Origin of the sequence: Rheinheimera sp. (assembly GCF_037442525.1) — a bacterium.
GTDB lineage: Bacteria > Pseudomonadota > Gammaproteobacteria > Enterobacterales > Alteromonadaceae > Pararheinheimera.
Genome location: NZ_JBBIQD010000002.1, coordinates 415,044 through 435,542, shown reverse-complemented (window position 1 = coordinate 435,542; position 20,499 = coordinate 415,044). Strand labels below are relative to the sequence as shown.

Below are 20,499 nucleotides of genomic sequence, written 5' to 3'. Positions count from 1 at the left end.
ACATGAGCGAATCAACGCAGTTAAAGCACCATCAGCTGAATTACGCCGAGTTTCCCTGCCGGGATCTCTGTGCCACCAAAGCCTTCTTTGCCCAGGTATTTGGCTGGAGCTTTACCGACTATGGCCCGGACTACACCGCCTTTGCCCATTCAGGCCTGGACGGTGGTTTTTTTCGGTCGGAACAAATGGCCCGCACCGCCAATGGCTCTGCGCTGTTGGTGCTGTACAGCACCCATTTAGAGGCCACCCAGGCTGCAGTTGAGCAGGCCGGAGGCCAGATTATCCAGCCCATTTTCAGCTTTCCCGGCGGCCGCCGTTTTCATTTTACCGAACCTTCGGGCAATGAATTTGCGGTGTGGTCGGAATAGGCCGCATTGACAGGGCTTTGCCATAAACGCCAGTGATGTAGGGTAGGGGCGCAGTTTACTGCGCCCTTTTGGTCTCATAACATTCTCTATAGCGGGGCCGGTGAACCTGGCAAGGGTAACTACTGAGTTCGCCCTTTCGCGCTTGGCCCTGTGGTTTTCTGGGCTCACTTTTACATCCCTCACTCCGCAGTCACCCCCGCCTGGTTTGTTGGCGGGTTGGGCTGCACCAAAAGCAAACTTAAGTTCAGGTACGGTTTGTTCTGCAAGCACTGCTGCTCGCTTTTATTCGCGCTTTGTGATTTCGAAAAGCAATAACCGCCTAAAAATTAATTAGTTATTGATTTTCTCTGCCTGAATAGCAGGCTTAGGTGGCGGGATCACACGCATGCGCGTGATCCCAAAAACAAAGGCTGGACAAACTTTAGGAAATGGTTGATTTTAGGGAATTATGAACCGCTGCGGCGCACTGGTCTGACAAGCTAAACGTGCATGCGCGATATACAAATTATGTGACTTGGAAACCTAGGAGATTCTATGAGTCCGAAAGAACTGATTTTTGCTTGGGTAGAAGCATTCAACGAAGGTGATGCTGAAAAAATTGCAAATTTCTATGCAAGTGACGCTGTAAATCATCAAGTAGCAAATGAACCTGTAAAAGGTAAAAAGGCTATACGTGATATGTTTGCCAATGAATTTGCCAATGCTGAAATGGTCTGTATCGTTGAAAATGTGTTCGAAGATGGAGAGTGGGCAATATTAGAGTGGAAAGACCCTATCGGGCTCAGAGGATGTGGCTTTTTTCAAATTCGAGAAGACCTAATTGTGTTTCAACGTGGTTATTGGGATAAGCTTAGTTTTTTAAAAGCGCATAAATTACCAATTCCTCAGTAAGAAACATAACAATCCGCAGCAATCGCTCCCGTTGGTCGCTGGGACAGCCAAAACGCTGCGCTTATTTGGCCGCCCTTGTGCGGGGTGTTAGATCTGCAATTCGGTCAAACCAGCCCTCCTGCAAAACAGACGCGGGTAACTGCGTAGTGAGCGATATAAAAGTGAGCGCGGGAGGCGCGAACGGGCGAACGCAGTAGTTAGCGGTGGCTGGGTTGCCTGCCACTGTGCTCATCTGAACCGAAAAAAGCCAAAGGGCGTACCAAGGTAGGCCCCTACCGATCGGGGTTATCGGCTAACTCACCCGCACCGGCGTACTGGCGCTTTCGCCCACTACGGTATGCCAGCGCTGGATGCGGTAGCTGGTGACTAAACCGTTTTGTACATAAGGGTCGGCTTGGGCGAAAGCTTCAATAATGGCCGGGTCCGCCACTTTAAACAGCAGCAATGCGCTGTCAACAGGTTCTCCCACAGCGCCGCCCAACAGCAGCTCGCCACGTGCAGCAGCCTGCCAGGCCAGCTCTAAATGAGCAGCCCGGAATAACACCCGTTTTTCCAGGTAGTCGGCAGAGGTTTCATAACTTAATAAATAATGTTGGCTGTCTGACATTCTGTGGTTCCTGTGTGATCCGTAGTTTTTTCAGTGGTGTCCGGCTCATGCTGGCGGACACTTTTTTTTGTCCGCGGACACTTTTTGTAAATCATGCATATTCATTTAAGTTGTTAAAATTCAACTACTTAATTTTTATTTTAGCCTTGGCATAAAGCCTGCTATCCACAGCTCAGAATTCAGGTTACCCCAATGCGGCGGACAGGAACAGCGTATGATTCAGGGCACACACAATCAGGACATTCAAATTCAGCGTAAAGCCAGACGGTTCAGCAAAGGCAACCTGCTGGCGCTGGGTTTTACCTTTGCCGTTTCGGCCATCAGTTATGGTCTGTGGAGCGCCAGCAGCGCCCAGGCATCGTTAGTGATCCCAAAAAACCAGGTGCAGATTGCCACGGTAGAACGTGGCAGTTTTACCCGGGATTTGTCTGTGCAGGGCCGCATTGTAGCGGCCAATGCGCCGACCTTAATCAGCCAGGAGGCCGGTCAAATTCAGTACCTGAAGCAGCCGGGGGAAGCCGTCACTCTCGGCGACTTGCTGGCCGTGGTGTCCAGCCCGCAGCTGGATAATGAACTGAAACAGCAGCAGGCCCTGCTGGCCAGTATGGAGTCGGATTACGAGCGGGCCACTTTGCTGGCGCGTGAGCTGCAACTGGATATGGAGCAAATTCAGAACACGGCCCAGGTGAACCTGCTGGCGGCTCAACGGGAGCTGGCGCGGGCCGAGCAGTCGATTAAAGTCGGTGTCATTCGCCAGCTGGACTACGATGTGGCCAAAGACAAATTAGTGCAGGCCGAGCTGGAGTTCGACCATGCCAAACGCAAAGTCAGTTTAGCGTCCGACAAGCTGCAGTTTGAAAAAAAGTCCGGGGCGGCAGCGTTGCAGCGTCAGACCTTAGTGGTCGCTGAGCTGGAACGTAAACAGGCCGCCTTGCACATTACAGCCCCGGTGACTGGCCAGGTCGGCAACTGGCTGGCCGAACAGCATGCTCATGTATTGGCGGGCGCGCCGCTGATCACCGTCATCGATTTAAGCCAGTACGAAGCGGAGCTGGCCATTCAGGAAAGTTACATCCGCGATTTGAGCGTGGGCATGGCGGTAGAAGTGAACCTGGGCAACCAGCAGCTGAGCGGTCAGCTCAGCCATATATCACCTGAGGTGAAAGACAATCTGGTGACAGCCCGGGTGCGCTTCAGCCAGACCGACAGCACCAGCTTACGGCAGAACCAGCGTTTATCCGCCCGCGTCATTATTGAACAAAAAGACAATGTGCTGCGCATTCGCCGCGGTGATTTTGTTGGCTCAGGCGCCAGCCGTATTGCCTACCAGGTCAGTCAGGACCTGGCGGTGAAAACCCCAGTGGTATTAGGCGCATCCTCTGTGCAGTACGTGGAGATTCTGCAGGGGGCCAAAGAAGGCGACCAGTGGGTGATCTCCAACCTGGATGAATTTAAACAACAAGACCGTGTTCAACTGAATTAACAAATGGCCAGGTCACTGGGCATAAGCAGGAGCTTAAGATGATTAAAATTACTAACTTATCAAAAATATTCCGTACCGAACTGATTGAAACCCATGCGCTGCGCGCTATTGACCTGCATGTGAAGGAAGGCGAATTTGTGGCGCTCACCGGCCCGTCCGGTTCAGGTAAATCCACCTTGCTGAATGTAATAGGCACTTTAGAAAGTTTTGATCAGGGCCAGTATCTGCTGGATGGTCAGTCGGTACAGGGCTTGTCGGACAAGGCCTTGTCCAAATTGCGTAATGAGAAAATTGGTTTTATTTTTCAGGGCTTTAACCTGATTAAAGACTTCAGCCTGTTTGACAACATTGAGCTGCCGCTGCGTTACCGTGGCATGAATGCACCCGAGCGCAAACGCCGGGTCGAGCAGGCACTGGAAACTGTCGGCCTGGCCGCCCGCCGTGATTACCATCCCAGCCAGCTGTCCGGTGGTCAGCAACAACGGGTGGCCATAGCCCGCGCCATTGCCGGTGAACCGCGCATTCTGCTGGCGGACGAACCGACAGGCAACCTGGATTCTTTAATGGCCCGCCAGGTGATGGAACTGCTGGAAAAAATTAACCAGCAGGGCTGCACCATTTTAATGGTCACGCACGATCCGGATCAGGCGCGCCGCGCTGGCCGTCATGTGCAGATTGTCGATGGTCAGCTGAACGACGCTACTCTGTATGAGCCTTTGGTGGCAGGAGCCTGAGATGGAACAGTTTATTCATAACCTGAAACTCAGTCTGCACAGCATTAAACGTGCACCGCTGCCTTATGCCTTAACCCTGTTAATTTTAAGCCTGGGTTTGGGCACTTTTTTCAGTAACGCCACCTTGTATTACTGGATGAACCGCGACCCGCTGCCAGAGAAAAGCCATACGCTTTTTATGGCACGAATTAATTCATTACCCGGCGACTGCACCGACTGTTTTGAGCCATCCCGCGTCATGAGTTATATGGACATGCAGAAAATGAGTGGCAGTGGCATTCCGTCCGCAGAAGCCGCCATGTTCTCCAGTGACGCTTATGCCAAAACAGTGGAAAACCCGCAGGCTACGCCAAGTCGGGTGGAGTTGCGTGTTACGCAGCGTGATTTTTTTAAACTGTTTGATGTGCCTTTTTTACAGGGCGAAACCTGGCCGGACAACAAAGCCCGGATGGAAGTGGTGATCAGCAAAAACACCGCGCTGAAGTTTTTCAGCCGCACCGACGTGGTCGGGCAGGACATGCTGATCGATGAAAAGTTATACAAAGTGATAGGGGTGCTGGATGACTGGTCCATGTTGCCCCGTTTGTATGACGTCAATGGCCGCCGTTCCGCTGAACCTGTGGAAGATATTTATCTGCCGCTGGAAACTGCCTACGACTTAGGTATTCAGTCCAATACGCAAAACTCCTTCACCGACGTGGACTGGGACGGCAATATGGCCACCTACCCGCAAATGGCCAGAACCAATTTTGCCAATATGCTGCAATTTTGGGTGCAACTGGACAGCCCGGAAAAAGTGCAGCAGTACCAGCAATTTCTGAAAAATCTGGTGGCCGATGAAAAAGCAGCAGGTCGTCATGAAAGGCCGGAAGGCAACAGGCTGGACAATATTCTGGATGTGCAAAAAGCCATGCGGGCGACCAATGATCAACTGGATGCTTTTGCTTTAGTGGCTTCGTTATTTCTGCTGGTCTGTGTGGTCAATGCCAGTCATTTATCGCTGAACCGTTATATGGCGAACCAGTACGAATTCAGTTTACGCCGTGCCTTAGGGGCCAGCCGCTGGCAGTTGCAGGGGCAGATTGTCGCTGATGTGCTGTTAAGTTCACTACTGGCCTTTGGGGTAGCGCTGCTGTTTGCTCAGCTAGGGCTCTGGACCATCAGCTCCTTATTGCCCAGCACCAGGGCTTTAGCTGGCTGGGACGCGGCTATGCTGGCGGTGATGGCGCTCTTTGTGCTGCTGATCAGCTACCTGGTAACCCTGTATCCGGCGTTAAAAACTTCGTTCAGTCCGCTGAACCAACAGTTAAAACAATAAGGAGCACTATATGTCTGTCCATTTGATGATTAAATCCTTATTACGTCGCAAAGTGGTGACGGCCTTGTTGCTGCTGCAACTGGCAGTGACTTTAGGCCTGGTGGTGAACTCGTTGCTGCTGGCCGGCGCTGCACGGCAATTGGTTGAACAACCCACAGGGCTGGAACTGGAACAGCTGTTAACCGTCTGGGTGAAACCTACCAGTGCGGCTATGCGTACTCAACCTGCCTTGTCTGAAGTCATCACCCGGCAACTGGCGGCCGTCAGAGCTATGCCCGGCGTCGAAGCCGCGGATGCGGTCAATCAAATTCCTTTGCGTCAGGGTGGCTCGAACCGCAATGTGTTTGAAACCGACCGTCAGGACGAAACCGATGTGGATTCGGTGCCTTACTACAATACGGGCGCACAGATTTTTCAGGTGCTGGGCAGTAAGCTGGTTGCGGGCCGCTTGCTGACTGAGCTGGATCTGAATACCCCCAATGTGGTGCTGACGGATAAACTGGCGAAGCAACTCTTTGCTGAGCAAAATCCAATAGGAAAATCGACCAACAATGGCACTGTCGTCGGGGTTATTTCGGACTTTTATTCACAGCGTTACGCCAGTGATCCGTTTTATGGCCTGATCCAGCACTCTTTTATGGATCGTGTGGAACGGGGTTATCAGTTGATTGTCCGGGTAGCTCCGGAGCAGTCCGAAGCCGTGCGCCAGCAACTCACTGATGTGATCAGAGGCGCCGAACCAGAAATGGATATTGGCACTGTGATGCGGATGGATGAAAACCGTGACGAGGTGTTCCGCTCTGAGATTGGCCTGGCCACCTTGCTGGCGGTTCTGAGCGGCCTGATGCTGCTGGTGGCGATGATTTCAGCGTATAGCCATGCCCATTTCCATGCGCTGCAAATGCAGCAGGAAGTGGGGATTAAACGGGCTTTGGGTGCCAGTAAAGCGCGGGTATTGCTGGATGTGTTAAGTGAAAGCTGGTTCACCACCGCCATAGGTGCAGGCTTTGGTATTCTGGTGTGTTATGGTTTAAATATCAGCCTGGCCAAGGTCATCAGCATCCCGGCCGTGCCGCTGTGGCTGCCGCTGCTGGCGACTGTGTTACTCCTGGTTTGTGTCACGCTGGCCACATGGTATCCTGCCAGAATAGCCACAAGGATTTCACCGGCTTTAGCCACTAAGACTCTGTGATTTATGAAAAAAATTCTGGTCATTGATGACAACGAGGCGGTTTGCACCGCCTTGCTGACCCTGTTTCAGTTGCAGGGGTACCTGGTGCTGGTGGCGATGTCACCTGAGCAGGCGATGCAGCTGTTGGCGCGTCAGCAGGTGGACTTAATTCTGCAGGATATGAATTTCGCTCAGGGCGAAATGAGCGGCGAGCAGGGCAAACACCTGTTTTATCAGTTGCGTTCAGCCTATCCGGCTATCCCTTTGGTGCTGATGACCGCCTGGACCCAGCTGGATATGGTGGTCGAGCTGGTCAAAGCCGGTGCCACCGATTACATTGCCAAACCCTGGGATGATCAGCGTTTACTGACCACAGTGGCGAATGTGCTGAAGCTGTCGGAGCTGAGCCAGCAACAGCAGCAGGCTCAGCGCCGTCAGCAGGAGCGGCTGGCGAACTTTGAAGGCAAAGACTTAGCCGGTCTGGTGTTTGCCAGTACGGCCATGGAGCAGGTGCTGCAAATGGCATTGCAGCTGGCTCCCAGCAATGCGGCTGTGCTGATCACCGGCGAAAACGGTGCCGGTAAAGAAGGTATAGCTCAGGTACTGCATGCCAATTCCGGCCGCAAACAGCAGCCTTTGATTAAAGTCAATATGGGCGCTTTGCCAGCCGATTTAATGGAAGCTGAGCTGTTTGGTGCCGAAGCCGGTGCCTACAGTGGCGCTGCCAGAACCCGGATAGGCCGTTTTGAGGCGGCCGATGGTGGTACCTTGTTTCTGGATGAAATTGGCAATTTGTCTTTGTCCGGCCAGATGAAACTGCTGCGGGTGCTGCAGACCGGCGAGTTTGAACGGCTGGGCTCCAGTCAGACCCGTAAAGTGGATGTCCGCATTATCAGTGCCACCAATACTGATTTAACTCAGGCGATCACTGCAGGCCAGTTCCGTCAGGATTTGTATTACCGCATTAATGTGGTGCAGTTGCATTTACCGGCGCTGCGTCAGCGGCTGGATGACATTGTGCCGCTGGCGAAGCATTTTCTGGCTGGTAAAAAAACACTGACAGCCGAAGCAGAACAGGCGCTGCGTCAGTACAGCTGGCCTGGTAATGTACGTGAGCTGCAGAATTTATGTCAGCGGGCTTTATTGCTGACACCTGGAGAGGCCATTGATGTTGCCGATCTGGGGTTACCGCAAGACAGCGGTTCGAAGAAGAGCCTGGACGATTTGGACAAAACCGAAATTGAACGGGCGTTGTCGGCTGCCCAGGGCATCGTATCCCGGGCGGCCAAAGCCCTGGGGATCAGCAGGCAGGCCTTGTACCGGCGTATGGAGTTCTATGGCATTACCCCGCCTTAAAACGACGCTGGGGCAGCGGCTCTGGTTGCTCAATTGTCTGGCGCTTGCGCTGGTGCTGGCTTTGCTGTGGTGGTTTGGCACCGGGTGGTGGCTGCTGGTTGTGCTGCTGGCCGGCTGGGGGCTATTTGGTGTTGGTCAGTATCTGGTGTTAAAGCCGCTGCAGGATGAACTGCAGGCACTGAATCTCCATGCCCAAAACCTGCAGGATGGCAGTTTTAATGTCGACGCCAACCGCGAGCGTTTAAACGAACTGCAGCCTCTGGCCGATGTGCTGCAGCAGATGTCTGCCCAGCTCAGGCAGGAGCGAGCCACACTGTACCAACGCGAGCTGTTGCTGGACACTGTATTGCAGAGCAGCCCCAGTGCCTTGCTGCTGACCGATGCATCCGGCCGTTTGCTGATGACCAACCCGGCAGCCAGAGCCTTGTTTAACCCCGGTCGTAAAGCGGAAGGGTTGCTGCTGGCGCAGGTACTGGCGGGCTGGCCTGCCTTGCTGCAGGCCATTCAAAGCGGTCAGCAGGGCTTAATTCATCTCGGCGAACCGGCCAGCATCTGGCATTTATCGATCAGCTTATTTCAGCTGAACCAGAAACCCCATCAGCTGTATCTGCTCAAGCCAATGACCAGGGAAATTCACCGTGAAGAAATCAAGGCCTGGAAAAAACTGCTGCGGGTGATAGGGCATGAGCTGAATAACACGCTGGCCCCTTTGTCGTCCATGGCCTTTTCCGGCGAGCAGTTGGCGCGGCACTATCAGGACGACCGGCTGCAGCAGATTTTTCAGACCATGGCCGAACGCTCCCGTCATCTGAACCAGTTTTTGCAGTCCTATATTGAATTTGCCAAACTGCCGGCACCCCAGCGAGACAGCGTCAACTGGCCCCGGCTGATTAACCAGTTGCAGGAGCAGTATGAGTTTGAACTGGTGGGGGATTTACCCAAACAGGATTGGCAGCTGGACGCGGTGCAACTGACGCAGTTGTTGCTGAACCTGCTGAAAAACGCCCATGAATCCGGCTCTGCCACTGAGCAAATTGAACTGTGGCTGGATGAAAGGCCGTCTAACCTGAGCTTGTGTCTGCAGGACGCAGGAGGGGGGCTGAGCGCCGACAAGCTGTCCCATGCCATGGTGCCATTTTTTACCACCAAAGCCGGTGGTTCAGGCATAGGCCTGACCCTGTGCCGCGATATTGCCGAAGGCCATGGCGGCACTTTGGAGCTGAACAACCAGGGCGCAGGCTTAAGGGTTACTGTGACTTTTCCGGCTGCTGGTAATCTGCAACGAACAGAGGCATCATAAGGCATTGAAACTGCTGAGTTCCTGATAAGGACAGATGACGTGTCGTCCGCTTCTGCTAAAAAACTGAACCTGAAAACTGTGGCTGCGCTGCTGAATGTCTCAGTCGCCACTGTCTCCAATGCCTTTAACCGGCCTGATCAGCTGTCGCCCGAGCTGCGGCAAAAAATTCTGCAGCAGTGCGCAGAACTGGGGTATGACGGCCCCAATGCGGCGGCCCGCAGTTTACGCACTGGTAAATCCGGCATTATTGCTATTCTGCTGTCGGATAGTCTGGAGTATTCGGTCAGCGATCCGGTGGCAAACCAGCTGATTAAAGGGGTGGCCGAAGTGATCCAGGAGCAGGGGCTGGATTTGCTGCTGCTGTCGAGCCGGCATAATACCGCCTGCAGCAGCGCCGAAGCCTTGCCTGATGGGTTTATTCTGTACGGCGCACCGAGCAATCAGGAGCAGTTACAGCGTATTCTGAAAAGCGGCAAACCGCTGATCAGTGTAGACTGCAACTTGCCCGGTGTGGCCGCGGTGAATGTGGACAACTATGCGGCGGCCCGGCAGATCGCCAGCCATGCTCTGACCCAGAATGAGGGGGCTGTGGCTGTGCTGGGCCTGCGGCTGATTGACTCGGAGCGGGTCTGCCGTATTCAGCCGGATGAGCTGTATGGTACTGAACAATCCATTTCCCGCCGTCGTCTGGACGGTTATCTGGCCGCGGCCGAGCAGCATGGCCGGCAAATCCCGGCGCAAAGCGTCTGGCATATTCCGTTAAACACGCATCACTACGCCCTGATTGCGGCGCGCGAAGCCTTGACGCAGTTTCCGCGGCCACAGGTGTTGCTCTGTATGAGCGACCGCATTGCACTGGCGGCCATGACGGTGGCGCGTGAGCTTGGCATTGCCATCCCACAGGAGCTGGTGGTTGCTGGCTTTGACGGTATTGAAGAAGGTGAGCGTTTTTTCCCCAGCCTGACCACCATAGCCCAGCACAGCGACGAAAAAGGCCGCACCGCCGCCCGCCGGCTGCTGGCCGGTGATTTGCAGACGGATTTGCTGATGCCCTCTGAACTGATCCAGCGCCAGAGTTGTTAGCTGCAAAATTCCGCCGCTGACCGGTATGCTTTTTGTTGAAACTTAAACGATTCAGATGTAGGCTGGAACCAGGATCCATCAGAGATCCATGCGGCCGCTCAGTGGCCGTTTAACCACTCAACAGGGTAACTAAAGATGCAACAAAGCCAGCCTCTCGCTGCGCAGGTGTCTGTCACACCGAGCGCCTACAGCCAGGTGAAATGGATGACCTGTCTGATGTTTTTTGTCTTTGCCATGACGACGGATGCCGTAGGCGTCATTATTCCGCAGGTGGTGGCGCAGTTTCAGCTGAGCCTGACCGAAGCCGCCGCTTTTCATTATGTGCCTATGGTGTTTATTGGTTTGTCCGGTTTATTTCTTGGCCGGCTGGCGGACCGCTTTGGCCGGAAAATGGTGATCCTCTCCGGCCTGGCGCTATATGCGCTGGCCTGTGTTGCCTTCGTTGTTGGTGAAGATTTTTTGTTTTATCTGCTGCTGCTTGGCGTCAGTGGGCTGGCCATTGGCTTGTTTAAAACCGGTGCGTTGGCGCTGGTGGGGGATGTCAGTGCGGACGGCCACAGCCACACCCGGCTGATGAACAGGGTGGAAGGTTTTTTTGGCCTGGGTGCGATAGCAGGTCCTGCCTTGGTAGGCATGTTAATTGCTGCTCAGCTGGGCTGGACCCAGCTGTATCTGCTGGCTGGTTTTATCTGTGCCGTATTACTGTTAATAGCAGCCCGGCTGGAGTATCCGGCCTATCAGCCGCAGCCGCAAAGTTCACTCTGGCAAAGCCTGAAACTGGCAAAAGACCCTTATGCGCTCGGTTTTTCGCTGGCTATTGCCTGTTATGTGGCGACCGAAGTGGCCATTTTTGTCTGGTTACCCACCTTGCTGCAAAGTTATGACGGCCAACAAGCCTTGTTAGCCACACACGCCATTACCCTGTTTTTTGTGCTACGCACCGCCGGACGTTTTCTGGCGGAATACCTGCTGCTGAAGTTCGACTGGACTGTGCTGCTGGCCTGGTTTGGCAGTGCGATTTTCCTCTGCTTTGCCCTCAGCATGTGGCAGGGCGTCAGTTGGGCTTTGTGGCTGATGCCTGCGAGCGGCCTCTTTATGTCGATGATGTACCCGACATTAAACTCCAAAGGTATCAGCTGTTTCAGCCGCGACCAGCATGGTGCTGCCGCCGGGCTGATCTTGGCCTTTACCGCGCTGGCGGCGGCAGTTGGGCCTTTGTTGATGGGCATGGTAGGGGATGCGCTGGGCGATGTACGTTATGGTTTTTATCTGGCCACTGGTTTTGCTGGTTTGCTGTGCAGCGGCTTATGGTGGAACTGCTGGGCACAACCTGCCGCAGCAAGGCTGCAGCAGATAAGGTGATCTTTCGCCTTGATGAGTAAAACCGGCGCTAAGGCGCCGGCTCTGCTTTACAGTGCAGGTTGATGTACTGCTGATGGGAAGGCAGCTGCAGTGCCGCCTGCTGCATGGCCTGCTGCATTTTCGCCAGATAGTCGCTGCCTTGCACTGGCCTGTAATTCAGCAGCATGTCGCTTTGCGCTGGCAGATTATGCTGACCTATATGCACCGCCAGCCAGCTGGTGTTGCCGAATAAATCCAGCTCGCCCGGAACCAGCCGGCCGTACTGGCGGAACAGCTCAATACGGTACTGCAGTGAATCCGGCACCGGCATCGCGGCGCAATAGCGCCATAGTTCGCTGTCGTCGCGCTGTGTCAGCTTGTAGTGCAAAATGACAAAGTCGCGGATGTTTTCCATTTCCCGAATGGCAATACGGTTGTATTCATCGCGCAATAAGGGGCTGAAACTGGTGTCCGGAAACAATGCCAGCAACTTGGCGATACCAGCCTGGATTAAATGGATGCTGGTGGACTCCAGCGGCTCCAGAAAGCCGCTGGACAGGCCAATGGCCACCACATTTTTATTCCAGAACAGCTTGCGTCGTCCTGTGACAAACTTCAGCTGGCGCGGCTCAGCCAGCGCCTTGCCATCCAGCTGTTGCAGCAATTGGTCGGCGGCTTGCTGTGGTTCAATCAAGTGGCTGCAAAACACCTGACCATTGCCAGTGCGGTGCTGCAGCGGAATACGCCAGCACCAACCCGCTGACAAGGCGGTGGAGCGCGTGTAGGGGGTAAAGTCGCCCCGTTCGGAAGGCACAGCCCAGGCGCTGTCGCAGGGCAGCCAGTGCGACCAGTCTTCGTAGCCGGTTTGCAGGCTTTGTTCAATCAGCAGGCCACGAAAACCCGAACAGTCGATAAAAAGTTCAGCTTCCAGCACCGCACCTGACTCCAGCTGCACAGCGCGGATATGGCCGTTGTGCGGCTGCTGCTGCACTGTACTGATTTTGCCTTCCATGCGCTCCACCCCCCGTTGTTCGGCATAACGGCGTAAGTAGCGGGCATACAGGCCGGCATCAAAATGGTAAGCGTAATCGTGGGTCGACAGCACGGACCTGGGGTCGGCAACAGGGGGAGCGAATTTGCCGGCCTGCGCGGCCTGCCATGCCATGGAGTACTGATCCAGGTTATTGGCTTTGCCTTGCTGGCGGGCCTGCCACCAGTGGTGATGAAAATTCACTAAATCGAACTGACGGCCATAACTGCCAAAAGGATGAAAATAACGCTGGCCCAGCGAGCCCCAGTTGACAAACTCGATGCCGAGTTTAAAGCTGCCTTGGGTGGCTTTGATAAAGTCGTGTTCATTGATCCCAAGGCTTTGGTTAAACAGCCGTATTGGCGGAATGGTGGCTTCGCCAACGCCCACAGTGCCAATGTCTTCGGATTCCACCAGACGAATACGACAGCCCTGCGGTAAGGCATTGGCCAGCGCTGCTGCCGTCATCCAGCCTGCGGTGCCGCCACCGACAATCAGTACTGAACCTATGGCGTTTGGATTCATGGTGACCTGCGGATTCACTGAAAAGCCGGGTGACCCCGGCTTTGGTTTGGTTAATAACTTAAGGTAACTGATAAATTCACTGTGCGTCCAATCACAGGTCCGCCTGATATCACAGTCGGGCTGACGCTGGCGTCGGCCACACCGCCACTGCCGCGAATATCAAATTCGTCGGTCAGGTTATAGACCTGTAAGCCAAACTGCAGGTTGTCGGTGGGGCTGTATTTCAGGTTGGCCCCCAGCGTGTAGTTGGACGGGTATTCATTGCCGGCGCTGTCAATGGCCGTGGTCTGGCCTGTCACATTCAGGCCTGTGACCCATTGGTCATTGATATGGTAGTTGGACGACAGGGTGTAGATCAGGTCCGGAATACCGTCGGCCCGCACCCAGCTGCTGGAGCCTGCCGATTTTTTCTCGGCGTCTGTGTAAGTGGCGTTACCGACCAGTGAAAAATCACCCAGCCGCAAGGTGCCCAACATTTCAGCCCCCTGTGATTTGTATTCGGCGTCTATTACACAACCACCGGCACCGCCACACAAGGTGGCCGACAGCTCATAGGTGCTTTGTTTGAAGTCGCCCTTAAGCAGGGTCAGTTCCAGGCTGTAGTAGCCATCGGGCACATCACCCCGGCGTTTGACCCCCAGTTCATACTGATGCACAAAGTCCACCGCCGCGGTTTGTCCGGCCTGGTTCAGCGAACCGTCGGCATTGATTTTGCCGGAAGCAATCTGACGGTCGGCATTAAAGCGGCCGCCTTTGGAGGCGCGGGTAAAGAAACTGGTGTCTTGATTCAGTTTGTACAAACCACCGACTGTCCAGGAGGTATAGCTGACCGAATAATTCAGGTTTTCCTGGGGACCGTTGGCCACTATGGTGGGAATGGCCACACCAGACACTAAGGTGTTGAATTCGGAACCACCTGAGATAGCCCAGCCGGATGCATCGACGGTATCGCGCCGCACACTGGCATCCAGTGTAAAGAGGTCATTGTCTAAATCCAGCGCCAGATAGGGGGCTGTGTCTGTGTAAGCCAGGTCGTAGTCACGGGCGCAGCAACTGCCCCAGTTGTTGTTAAAACCGGCGATGCCGTTGGCGGTCAGCTGGTTGCCTGCGGTATCAAACAGCTCCAGCATGGCCGGGTTGTCGCCACTGAGTTCTGAGAAGGTGCGGTTGGTGTGCCAGTCCGACGCAATGTTCTGGTTCATGTAAAAATAACCGGCGCGGGCTGTCACCAACTGCTCACCCAGTTCAAATTCTTTTGACAAGGCCAGGTCGTTCACAAAACTGCCGACGTCGCGCATGCTGGTATGCACATTGGTGTTGTTGTTCAGGTAGGCCTGCTCATACAATTCGCCGGCTTGCGGGCCATTGGCGTAGCGGATCGAACCCACAGTGGCACCGTTCAGGCTGGAGCCAATCACGCTATTGGTGCTGACCACATTGAGGAAAGGCGAAGTAAAACCACCGCTCATATCGGTCCAGCGCATTTTGTTGTCCAGCACCAGGTTGTTGCTGAACTCGTAATGCAGTTCGTTACCCAGCGCCAGAGCTTCGGTGGTGATGCCACTCATCTCCACCCGCTCCAAGTCGCCACTGCGGTTCACCATCAGAAATTCCTGATTGTGAATGGAGTAATTGGACTGGCTGCGGCCATCAAAGCCAGGGTAGGGCCGCAGGTTACTGAAGCTATGGCCATCGTAGTCAGCCAGCGCAGGAGCGCCTGTGTAGTTGGGTTCCTGGGTGTCCGCCACTTTGACCAAAAAACGTACATAGTTGGCGTCGCCAAAGTATCGGGTCAGGTTTGCTTTGATTTGTGCACTTTCACTGACATTAAAATCGGCCTCCAGCGGGCCTTTGCCCTGTTTGACATAACCACCCAGGTGATAATTAACGTTGTCGCTCAGGGCGCCGCCCTGACGGAAATCGAGTTTCTTTTCGTCATAACCCAGGCCCGTGGTCAGGCGCAACAAGCCGCCTTCGACCTCGCCATAGTTGCTGATGTAGTTAATAATGGCGCCCGGAGACTGCGACGAGAAGGTGCCGGCGGTGCCGCCTCGCACCCCTTCCACCCGATCAACACTGGAGTCGAAGCGGGTCCAGTAGTCGTTGTTGCCAAAGTTCATATCGCCAAACAGCACGGTCGGCAGGCCGTCTTCCTGAATTTGCACAAAAGGCGAGCCGCCGGTGGCGACGGGCAATCCACGCACCGCAATATTGGAGTTCCCGCCGGGGCCTGCAGTGCCGGACACCTGAATGCCTGGGATCATACGGAAAACTTCAGACTCTGAGCTTGGCTGGAAATCTTTGATCATTTCGGCGTCCACTGTGGTAACCGCAATGGCCGATTCAATCTGGGTGCGGCCGGGCACACTGCCGGTGACCACAATGGTTTCAAACGCCTTTTCTTCTTTGCCGTTGCTGGCCTCGGCGGCGCTGTTGTCCTGTGCCATCACAGGCACTGTGACCAGGAACCCGGACGCCAGTAACACCTGGCGTACCGCGACTGAAACTTTCTGTTGCTTGAACATTTGAATGCCCCCTGTTGAATCGACTTAATCGTTTAAGTTCTTTTGGGTAAAAAAAGCAACATTCCATTTTGCCTGACTGGTTTTCTGGCTATGGCGTCGCTTTATTGTGGTGTAAGGTGAAATAAATTCATCTTCACTTAATCGTTTTACCTCTGAAAATTCAGTTCGTCAAGGTTGGGCGTAAAATAAACAGGAAAGGAGCAGGGAAGCGCCGGAGGCGGCACAGGGAAAATCAGAAAACCAGGCGCCACCCTATGAGACGGCGCCCGTGAGGAAAGGCTTATTTCAGCAGTCTGGACAGTGAGTCAAACCCTTGTTTGATGGTGCGTACTCTGTTGTCGCTGTTGTCGTGTTCGATAAAGGCGTGTTTGACGCCGGACAACTCAGCTTTGGCGACCATAGGGGCAAAATCAATCACCCCGGTGCCCACATCGACCATCTCGCCTTTTTGGTTCATGTCTTTGACATGCCAGAGCGGGAAACGGCCAGGTGAGCGTTCAAACAGTTGCAACGGGCTTAAGCCGGCTTTGACAGTCCAGAATAAATCCAGCTCCATTTTTACCAACTCTGTGTCGGTTTCTTTCAGCAGAATATCGTAAGGCACCTGGCCGTTAATGGCCTGGAACTCGAAATCATGGTTATGGTAGGCCATCTGCAGACCGGCTTTTTTACAGGCTTCTCCGGCTTTATTTAGCAACTCGGCAATGGCTTTGTATTGGTCAATGCTCTGGCGTTGTGGTTCTGTTAAATAGGGCAGCACAATGTAATGATGGCCGACAGTCTGGGCGTCGTCGATCACCTGGTTGAGCTGGCTTTGCAGTACTTCCAGCGGTAAATGGGCCGAAGGGGCTGTTAAGCCTTCGCTGTCGAGCAGTTGGCGTACAGCTTTGGCTTTGAGATTGAAATAGCCGGCAAACTCGACTTCTTTGTAGCCTATACCTGCAACCAGTTTCAGTGTGTCAGCCACACTTTGTGCCATCAGATCACGCACTGTATACAGTTGCAGACCCGGCTGCAGTTTATGGGCTGATGTGCCAGCCAGTGCCGGGCTGAAGGGAGAGGCCAGGGCCGCAGTGCCTAAACCGAGCAGGCTGTACTTCAGGAGTTTACGTCTGCTTGGGTTGGCTGGTGCGAGTTCGCTTGTCGTCGGGTTCATGCTGCTTTCCTTAAGTTAGGTGCCCAGGGGCTGGCCCCGTGCTGGCACGCTCTATCAGATCAAAAGGCAGAATGACTTTGGGCGCTTTGCCCAGCCTGCCTTCAATTAAATCGATCAGTAAACTGACCGCGGTACTGCCAAATTCTTCCGCCGGTTGCGCTATGGTGGTCAGCGGCGGGTCGCTGTAGGCGGCAAAGGCGATATCGTCAAAACCGGCAACAGACACATCCTGCGGCACCCGCAGGCCAAGTTGTTTGAGCTGCTGCAAGGCACCAATAGCCATTTCATCGTTTTCACAAAAAATAGCGGTTGGAGGCTCTGGCAGCGCCATCAGGCCGGCGGCGGCTTTTTGCCCGGACGCCAGACTGAAGTTCCCCGGGCTGAGCAGGCTTTCATCAAAGTCGACACCAGCTTCGGCCAACGCTTCTTTGTAACCGGCCACCCGGTCGCGGGTCAGTGGACTGCGTGGCGGGCCTTTGATCATCGCAATACGGCGATGACCCAGTTGCAGCAAATGTTCAGTCATCGCATAAGCGGCTGCTTTGTTGTCGAGTAACACGGTCGGGCAGCGGATACGGTCCAGTACTTCACAGGCGTTCACCATAGGCAATGGCTGATCGGCCGCCATTTCCAGGCCGGTAAAAGGGTTAAAAGCCCGCAGCTGGATCAGGCCGTCAGCTTGTGAGGTGTGCACCATGCGGGCGTAACTTTGTTCCATGGCTTCATTCGCCATGGTGTTGCACAGCAGCAGGGAATAGCCTTTGTCATGCGCACTTTGCTGCATACCAGTGATCACCCGGGCGAAAAACAGGTTGGCGACAGTCGGCACCAGCACCACCAGGTTGCGGCTTTTGCCGGAGCGAAACTTGACCGCCATCAGATTGGGTTTGTAACCGGTTTGTTTGACCGCCGCCAATACCCGGGCCCGGGTTTTGTCTGACACCCGTTCCGGTTGTTGCAGTGCTCTGGATACTGTCGCGACCGAAACTTCGGCCAGAGCCGCGACTTGATGAATTGTAGCCATTCAACCTGTTGTTTTGATGCTGCTTTATCGGCAGGCCAGTCTATCGCAGGCCTGGCCCGTTTTGTAATTTGTAACCGATAGCATTTATAAGCTGATTTTTTGCAAATGAAAAGTCAGGCTGGTGCAAAAAAACGCCACAATTTTAAAGTTAATGCTCTATTTTGGTGCGGTTCCGTCGTTTTTTTCGACGAAATTTGCGACAAAGGGCAGAAATCACCTTGACGGTGCAAAATGTAATCCATTACATTTTTCTTGGATAGCTGAACCTGGCAGGGTTCGATGCAACAGAGAGCGGAACAATGACAACAGAACGCAAAACCCCCATCCGTTATGGCATGGTCGGCGGTGGTGCCGGGGCTTTTATCGGTGCAGTGCATCGTCATGCGGCAGGCCTGGACGGCGACTACCAATTGGTCTGTGGCGCTTTTAGCCGCAACCAGGAAAACAATCAGGTCACGGCCGCAGAGCTGAATATTGCCCCAGAGCGCGCTTATGCTGACTGGCAACAATTGCTGGCCGCTGAAGCTGCTTTACCGGCTGAACAACGTATGCAGTTGCTGGTGATAGTGACTCCCAACCAGTTGCATGTGCCTATTAGCAGTGCGGCATTGCAGGCGGGTTTTGCCGTGTTCTGTGAAAAACCTGCAGGTGTCACGCTCAAAGAAACCCGCGAGCTGGCCGCCGTGCTGAAACAAAGCCATCAGTTGTATGGGCTGGCTCATACCTACCTGGGCTACCCCATGGTATGGCAGGCGCGTGAGCTGGTGCAGTCCGGTGCTTTGGGCCGCTTGCGCAAAATTTATGTTGAATACCCGCAAGGCTGGCTGACCGAAGATTTAGAAAGCAGCGAAAACAAACAAGCCAGTTGGCGCACCGATCCGGCGCAGGCCGGTGCCAGTGGCTGTATGGCCGATATTGGCACCCATGCCTTTGGCATGGCGGAATTTATCAGTGGCCATAGGGTGACTGAACTCTGTGCTGAGTTGAAAAGCCATGTGCCTGGCCGCCGGCTGGACGACGATGGCGCGGCCTTGTTCCGCACGGCCGAAGGCGCCTCTGGTGTGCTGATGGCCAGCCAAATCTGCGCCGGTGAAGAAAACGCGCTGAAAATCCGTTTATACGGCGAAAAAGGGGCGCTGGAGTGGCATCAGATGGAGCCCAATACGGTGATCCTGAAACCTCATGGTGCGCCTGTGCAGTTACTGCGTGCTGGTCGTGGTATGCCGGGGTTGGGCCTGGAAGCCAACCGCCGCTGCCGTCTGCCGTCCGGTCACCCTGAGGGCTATCTGGAAGCGATGGCCAATTTATACCGTGATTTTGCGGCCGCTATCCGCGCCGGTGAATCAGGTCAGCCGACGGGGGTGCCTGGTATAGCCGCCGGTCTGCGTGGCATGGCTTTTATTGAAACCGTCGCCGCCAGTAGCCACAGCAATGAAAAATGGCTGGCAGTGCCGGATATCCGCGACAGCCTGTAAGTAACGCGTAGGAGCATACTATGAGTCAAATTCAGGGCCCGGCTATTTTCCTGGCGCAGTTTATGGGCAGTGAAGCGCCTTTTCACAGTTTAAAAAGCATGGCGAAATGGGCGGCGGATCTGGGTTACAAAGGGGTGCAGGTGCCGACCAATGACCCGGCCTTTTTCGATCTGGAACAGGCGGCCAACAGCCAGGCCTATTGTGACGAAATGAAAGCCGCTTGTGCCGAACATGGCATCGCCATTACCGAGCTGTCGACCCACTTACAGGGCCAACTGGTGGCAGTGCATCCGGCCTATAACGAACTCTTTGATAATTTCGCACCCGAAGCCTTACGCGGCAAGCCGGCTGAGCGTACCGAATGGGCCATTCAGCAGCTGAAATACGCCGCCAAAGCCAGTCAGCGTCTGGGTTTAAAAGCTCATGCCACCTTCTCAGGTGCCTTGTTGTGGCACCTGGTGTACCCCTGGCCACAGCGGCCTGCCGGTCTGGTGGAGCAGGGCTTTGCGGAGCTGGCCAAACGCTGGTTGCCTATTCTGGATGCCTTTGAGGCTGCGGGGGTGGATGTTTGCTATGAAATTCACCCGGGTGAAGATTTGCATGACGGCGCCAGTTTTGAGCAGTTCCTGGCGGCGGTGAACAACCACCCACGCGCCAACATTCTGTTTGACCCCAGCCATTTTGTGCTGCAGCAACTGGATTACCTGGATTTTATCGACCGCTACCACAGCCGGATCAAAATGTTCCATGTCAAAGATGCCGAGTTCAGACCCAACGGCCGCAGCGGTGTCTATGGCGGTTATCAGGACTGGGTGAACCGGCCCGGCCGCTTCCGCTCTTTGGGCGATGGTCAGGTGGATTTTGCCAGCATTTTCAGCAAGCTGACCCAATACGGCTTTGACGGCTGGGCGGTGCTGGAATGGGAATGTTGCCTGAAAGACTCAGCCCAGGGCGCGGCTGAAGGGGCGCCTTTTATTGCCCGGCATTTAATTGACCGCGCCAAAAAAGCCTTTGACGACTTTGCCGGCGCTGCGACGGATGCAAAACGCAACCGCCGTATTCTGGGGCTGGACGACTGAGTGGTCCGGCACCGGCTGACGCGATAAAAACAT

At 54.5% G+C, this 20,499-nt stretch carries 17 protein-coding genes; 12 read left to right on the top strand and 5 right to left on the bottom strand.

The window, feature by feature from the left end:
- The first annotated feature begins 2 nt into the window (after positions 1-2).
- On the top strand, positions 3-368 hold the full coding sequence (locus WKJ03_RS06210) for a VOC family protein (protein ID WP_337841306.1): 366 nt from the start codon (positions 3-5) through the stop codon (positions 366-368).
- A gap of 534 nt (positions 369-902) precedes the next feature.
- Positions 903-1,259 (top strand): nuclear transport factor 2 family protein, encoded by a 357-nt coding sequence (locus WKJ03_RS06205; RefSeq protein ID WP_337841305.1) that lies wholly within the window; start codon positions 903-905, stop codon positions 1,257-1,259.
- Positions 1,260-1,551: 292 nt separating this feature from the next.
- Here WKJ03_RS06205 and WKJ03_RS06200 read toward each other — a convergent pair whose 3' ends face one another.
- Positions 1,552-1,866, bottom strand: coding sequence for a YciI-like protein (locus WKJ03_RS06200; RefSeq protein ID WP_337841304.1), 315 nt, complete (start codon positions 1,864-1,866; stop codon positions 1,552-1,554).
- Between the two features lie 214 nt (positions 1,867-2,080).
- Here WKJ03_RS06200 and WKJ03_RS06195 point away from each other — a divergent pair, with 214 nt between their 5' ends.
- The 8 genes from WKJ03_RS06195 (at position 2,081) to WKJ03_RS06160 (ending at position 11,673) form a co-directional block, all read left to right on the top strand.
- A complete protein-coding gene (locus WKJ03_RS06195) occupies positions 2,081-3,349 on the top strand; it encodes an HlyD family efflux transporter periplasmic adaptor subunit (RefSeq protein ID WP_337841303.1) in 1,269 nt (422 codons plus the stop codon).
- 38 nt (positions 3,350-3,387) lie between these two features.
- Positions 3,388-4,083: an ABC transporter ATP-binding protein gene (locus WKJ03_RS06190; RefSeq protein ID WP_337841302.1), complete on the top strand. Its 696-nt coding sequence runs from the start codon at positions 3,388-3,390 to the stop codon at positions 4,081-4,083.
- A gap of 1 nt (position 4,084) precedes the next feature.
- Entirely contained in the window at positions 4,085-5,401 is a 1,317-nt protein-coding gene (locus tag WKJ03_RS06185; protein ID WP_337841301.1) for an ABC transporter permease, read from the top strand.
- Between the two features lie 10 nt (positions 5,402-5,411).
- Positions 5,412-6,593 carry an ABC transporter permease gene (locus tag WKJ03_RS06180; RefSeq protein ID WP_337841300.1) on the top strand — a complete coding sequence of 394 codons (1,182 nt, stop codon included), beginning with the start codon at positions 5,412-5,414 and terminating at the stop codon, positions 6,591-6,593.
- A 3-nt stretch (positions 6,594-6,596) separates the two neighbouring features.
- Positions 6,597-7,928: a sigma-54 dependent transcriptional regulator gene (locus WKJ03_RS06175; RefSeq protein ID WP_337841299.1), complete on the top strand. Its 1,332-nt coding sequence runs from the start codon at positions 6,597-6,599 to the stop codon at positions 7,926-7,928.
- Positions 7,909-9,228, top strand: coding sequence for an ATP-binding protein (locus WKJ03_RS06170; RefSeq protein WP_337841298.1), 1,320 nt, complete (start codon positions 7,909-7,911; stop codon positions 9,226-9,228). Before WKJ03_RS06175 ends, WKJ03_RS06170 begins: the two co-directional genes overlap by 20 nt.
- A 39-nt stretch (positions 9,229-9,267) precedes the next feature.
- The gene (locus tag WKJ03_RS06165) at positions 9,268-10,311 is read left to right on the top strand and encodes a LacI family DNA-binding transcriptional regulator (protein ID WP_337841297.1); all 1,044 of its coding nucleotides are present in this window, start codon (positions 9,268-9,270) and stop codon (positions 10,309-10,311) included.
- 135 nt (positions 10,312-10,446) lie between these two features.
- Positions 10,447-11,673 carry an MFS transporter gene (locus WKJ03_RS06160; protein WP_337841296.1) on the top strand — a complete coding sequence of 409 codons (1,227 nt, stop codon included), beginning with the start codon at positions 10,447-10,449 and terminating at the stop codon, positions 11,671-11,673.
- A gap of 28 nt (positions 11,674-11,701) precedes the next feature.
- On the opposite strand, the gene WKJ03_RS06155 is transcribed toward WKJ03_RS06160, so the two are convergent.
- The 4 genes from WKJ03_RS06155 to WKJ03_RS06140 all read right to left on the bottom strand — a co-directional run bounded on the left by WKJ03_RS06155 (position 11,702) and on the right by WKJ03_RS06140 (position 17,912).
- Positions 11,702-13,207 (bottom strand): tryptophan halogenase family protein, encoded by a 1,506-nt coding sequence (locus tag WKJ03_RS06155; protein ID WP_337841295.1) that lies wholly within the window; start codon positions 13,205-13,207, stop codon positions 11,702-11,704.
- A 50-nt stretch (positions 13,208-13,257) separates the two neighbouring features.
- Positions 13,258-15,732 carry a TonB-dependent receptor gene (locus WKJ03_RS06150; protein WP_337841294.1) on the bottom strand — a complete coding sequence of 825 codons (2,475 nt, stop codon included), beginning with the start codon at positions 15,730-15,732 and terminating at the stop codon, positions 13,258-13,260.
- A gap of 280 nt (positions 15,733-16,012) precedes the next feature.
- On the bottom strand, positions 16,013-16,888 hold the full coding sequence (locus WKJ03_RS06145) for a sugar phosphate isomerase/epimerase (RefSeq protein ID WP_337841293.1): 876 nt from the start codon (positions 16,886-16,888) through the stop codon (positions 16,013-16,015).
- A 10-nt stretch (positions 16,889-16,898) separates the two neighbouring features.
- Positions 16,899-17,912 carry a LacI family DNA-binding transcriptional regulator gene (locus tag WKJ03_RS06140; RefSeq protein WP_337841292.1) on the bottom strand — a complete coding sequence of 338 codons (1,014 nt, stop codon included), beginning with the start codon at positions 17,910-17,912 and terminating at the stop codon, positions 16,899-16,901.
- 299 nt (positions 17,913-18,211) lie between these two features.
- Here WKJ03_RS06140 and WKJ03_RS06135 point away from each other — a divergent pair, with 299 nt between their 5' ends.
- Both WKJ03_RS06135 and WKJ03_RS06130 read left to right on the top strand, forming a co-directional pair.
- The gene (locus WKJ03_RS06135; protein WP_337841291.1) at positions 18,212-19,387 is read left to right on the top strand and encodes a Gfo/Idh/MocA family oxidoreductase; all 1,176 of its coding nucleotides are present in this window, start codon (positions 18,212-18,214) and stop codon (positions 19,385-19,387) included.
- Between the two features lie 20 nt (positions 19,388-19,407).
- Positions 19,408-20,466, top strand: a complete 1,059-nt coding sequence (locus tag WKJ03_RS06130; RefSeq protein WP_337841290.1) for a sugar phosphate isomerase/epimerase family protein — start codon at positions 19,408-19,410, stop codon at positions 20,464-20,466.
- Positions 20,467-20,499: the final 33 nt, after the last annotated feature.

Excerpts from the sequence above, each read along its gene's own strand:
- WKJ03_RS06160 (WP_337841296.1), top strand. The coding sequence starts at position 10,447 with ATGCAACAAAGCCAGCCTCTCGCTGCGCAGGTGTCTGTCACACCGAGC.
- WKJ03_RS06135 (WP_337841291.1), top strand. The coding sequence starts at position 18,212 with ATGACAACAGAACGCAAAACCCCCATCCGTTATGGCATGGTCGGCGGT.
- WKJ03_RS06195 (WP_337841303.1), top strand. The coding sequence starts at position 2,081 with ATGATTCAGGGCACACACAATCAGGACATTCAAATTCAGCGTAAAGCC.
- WKJ03_RS06140 (WP_337841292.1), bottom strand. The coding sequence starts at position 17,912 with ATGGCTACAATTCATCAAGTCGCGGCTCTGGCCGAAGTTTCGGTCGCG.
- WKJ03_RS06205 (WP_337841305.1), top strand. The coding sequence starts at position 903 with ATGAGTCCGAAAGAACTGATTTTTGCTTGGGTAGAAGCATTCAACGAA.
- WKJ03_RS06210 (WP_337841306.1), top strand. The coding sequence starts at position 3 with ATGAGCGAATCAACGCAGTTAAAGCACCATCAGCTGAATTACGCCGAG.
- WKJ03_RS06155 (WP_337841295.1), bottom strand. The coding sequence starts at position 13,207 with ATGAATCCAAACGCCATAGGTTCAGTACTGATTGTCGGTGGCGGCACC.
- WKJ03_RS06180 (WP_337841300.1), top strand. The coding sequence starts at position 5,412 with ATGTCTGTCCATTTGATGATTAAATCCTTATTACGTCGCAAAGTGGTG.
- WKJ03_RS06170 (WP_337841298.1), top strand. The coding sequence starts at position 7,909 with ATGGCATTACCCCGCCTTAAAACGACGCTGGGGCAGCGGCTCTGGTTG.
- WKJ03_RS06175 (WP_337841299.1), top strand. The coding sequence starts at position 6,597 with ATGAAAAAAATTCTGGTCATTGATGACAACGAGGCGGTTTGCACCGCC.
- WKJ03_RS06150 (WP_337841294.1), bottom strand. The coding sequence starts at position 15,732 with ATGTTCAAGCAACAGAAAGTTTCAGTCGCGGTACGCCAGGTGTTACTG.
- WKJ03_RS06190 (WP_337841302.1), top strand. The coding sequence starts at position 3,388 with ATGATTAAAATTACTAACTTATCAAAAATATTCCGTACCGAACTGATT.
- WKJ03_RS06130 (WP_337841290.1), top strand. The coding sequence starts at position 19,408 with ATGAGTCAAATTCAGGGCCCGGCTATTTTCCTGGCGCAGTTTATGGGC.
- WKJ03_RS06185 (WP_337841301.1), top strand. The coding sequence starts at position 4,085 with ATGGAACAGTTTATTCATAACCTGAAACTCAGTCTGCACAGCATTAAA.
- WKJ03_RS06145 (WP_337841293.1), bottom strand. The coding sequence starts at position 16,888 with ATGAACCCGACGACAAGCGAACTCGCACCAGCCAACCCAAGCAGACGT.
- WKJ03_RS06200 (WP_337841304.1), bottom strand. The coding sequence starts at position 1,866 with ATGTCAGACAGCCAACATTATTTATTAAGTTATGAAACCTCTGCCGAC.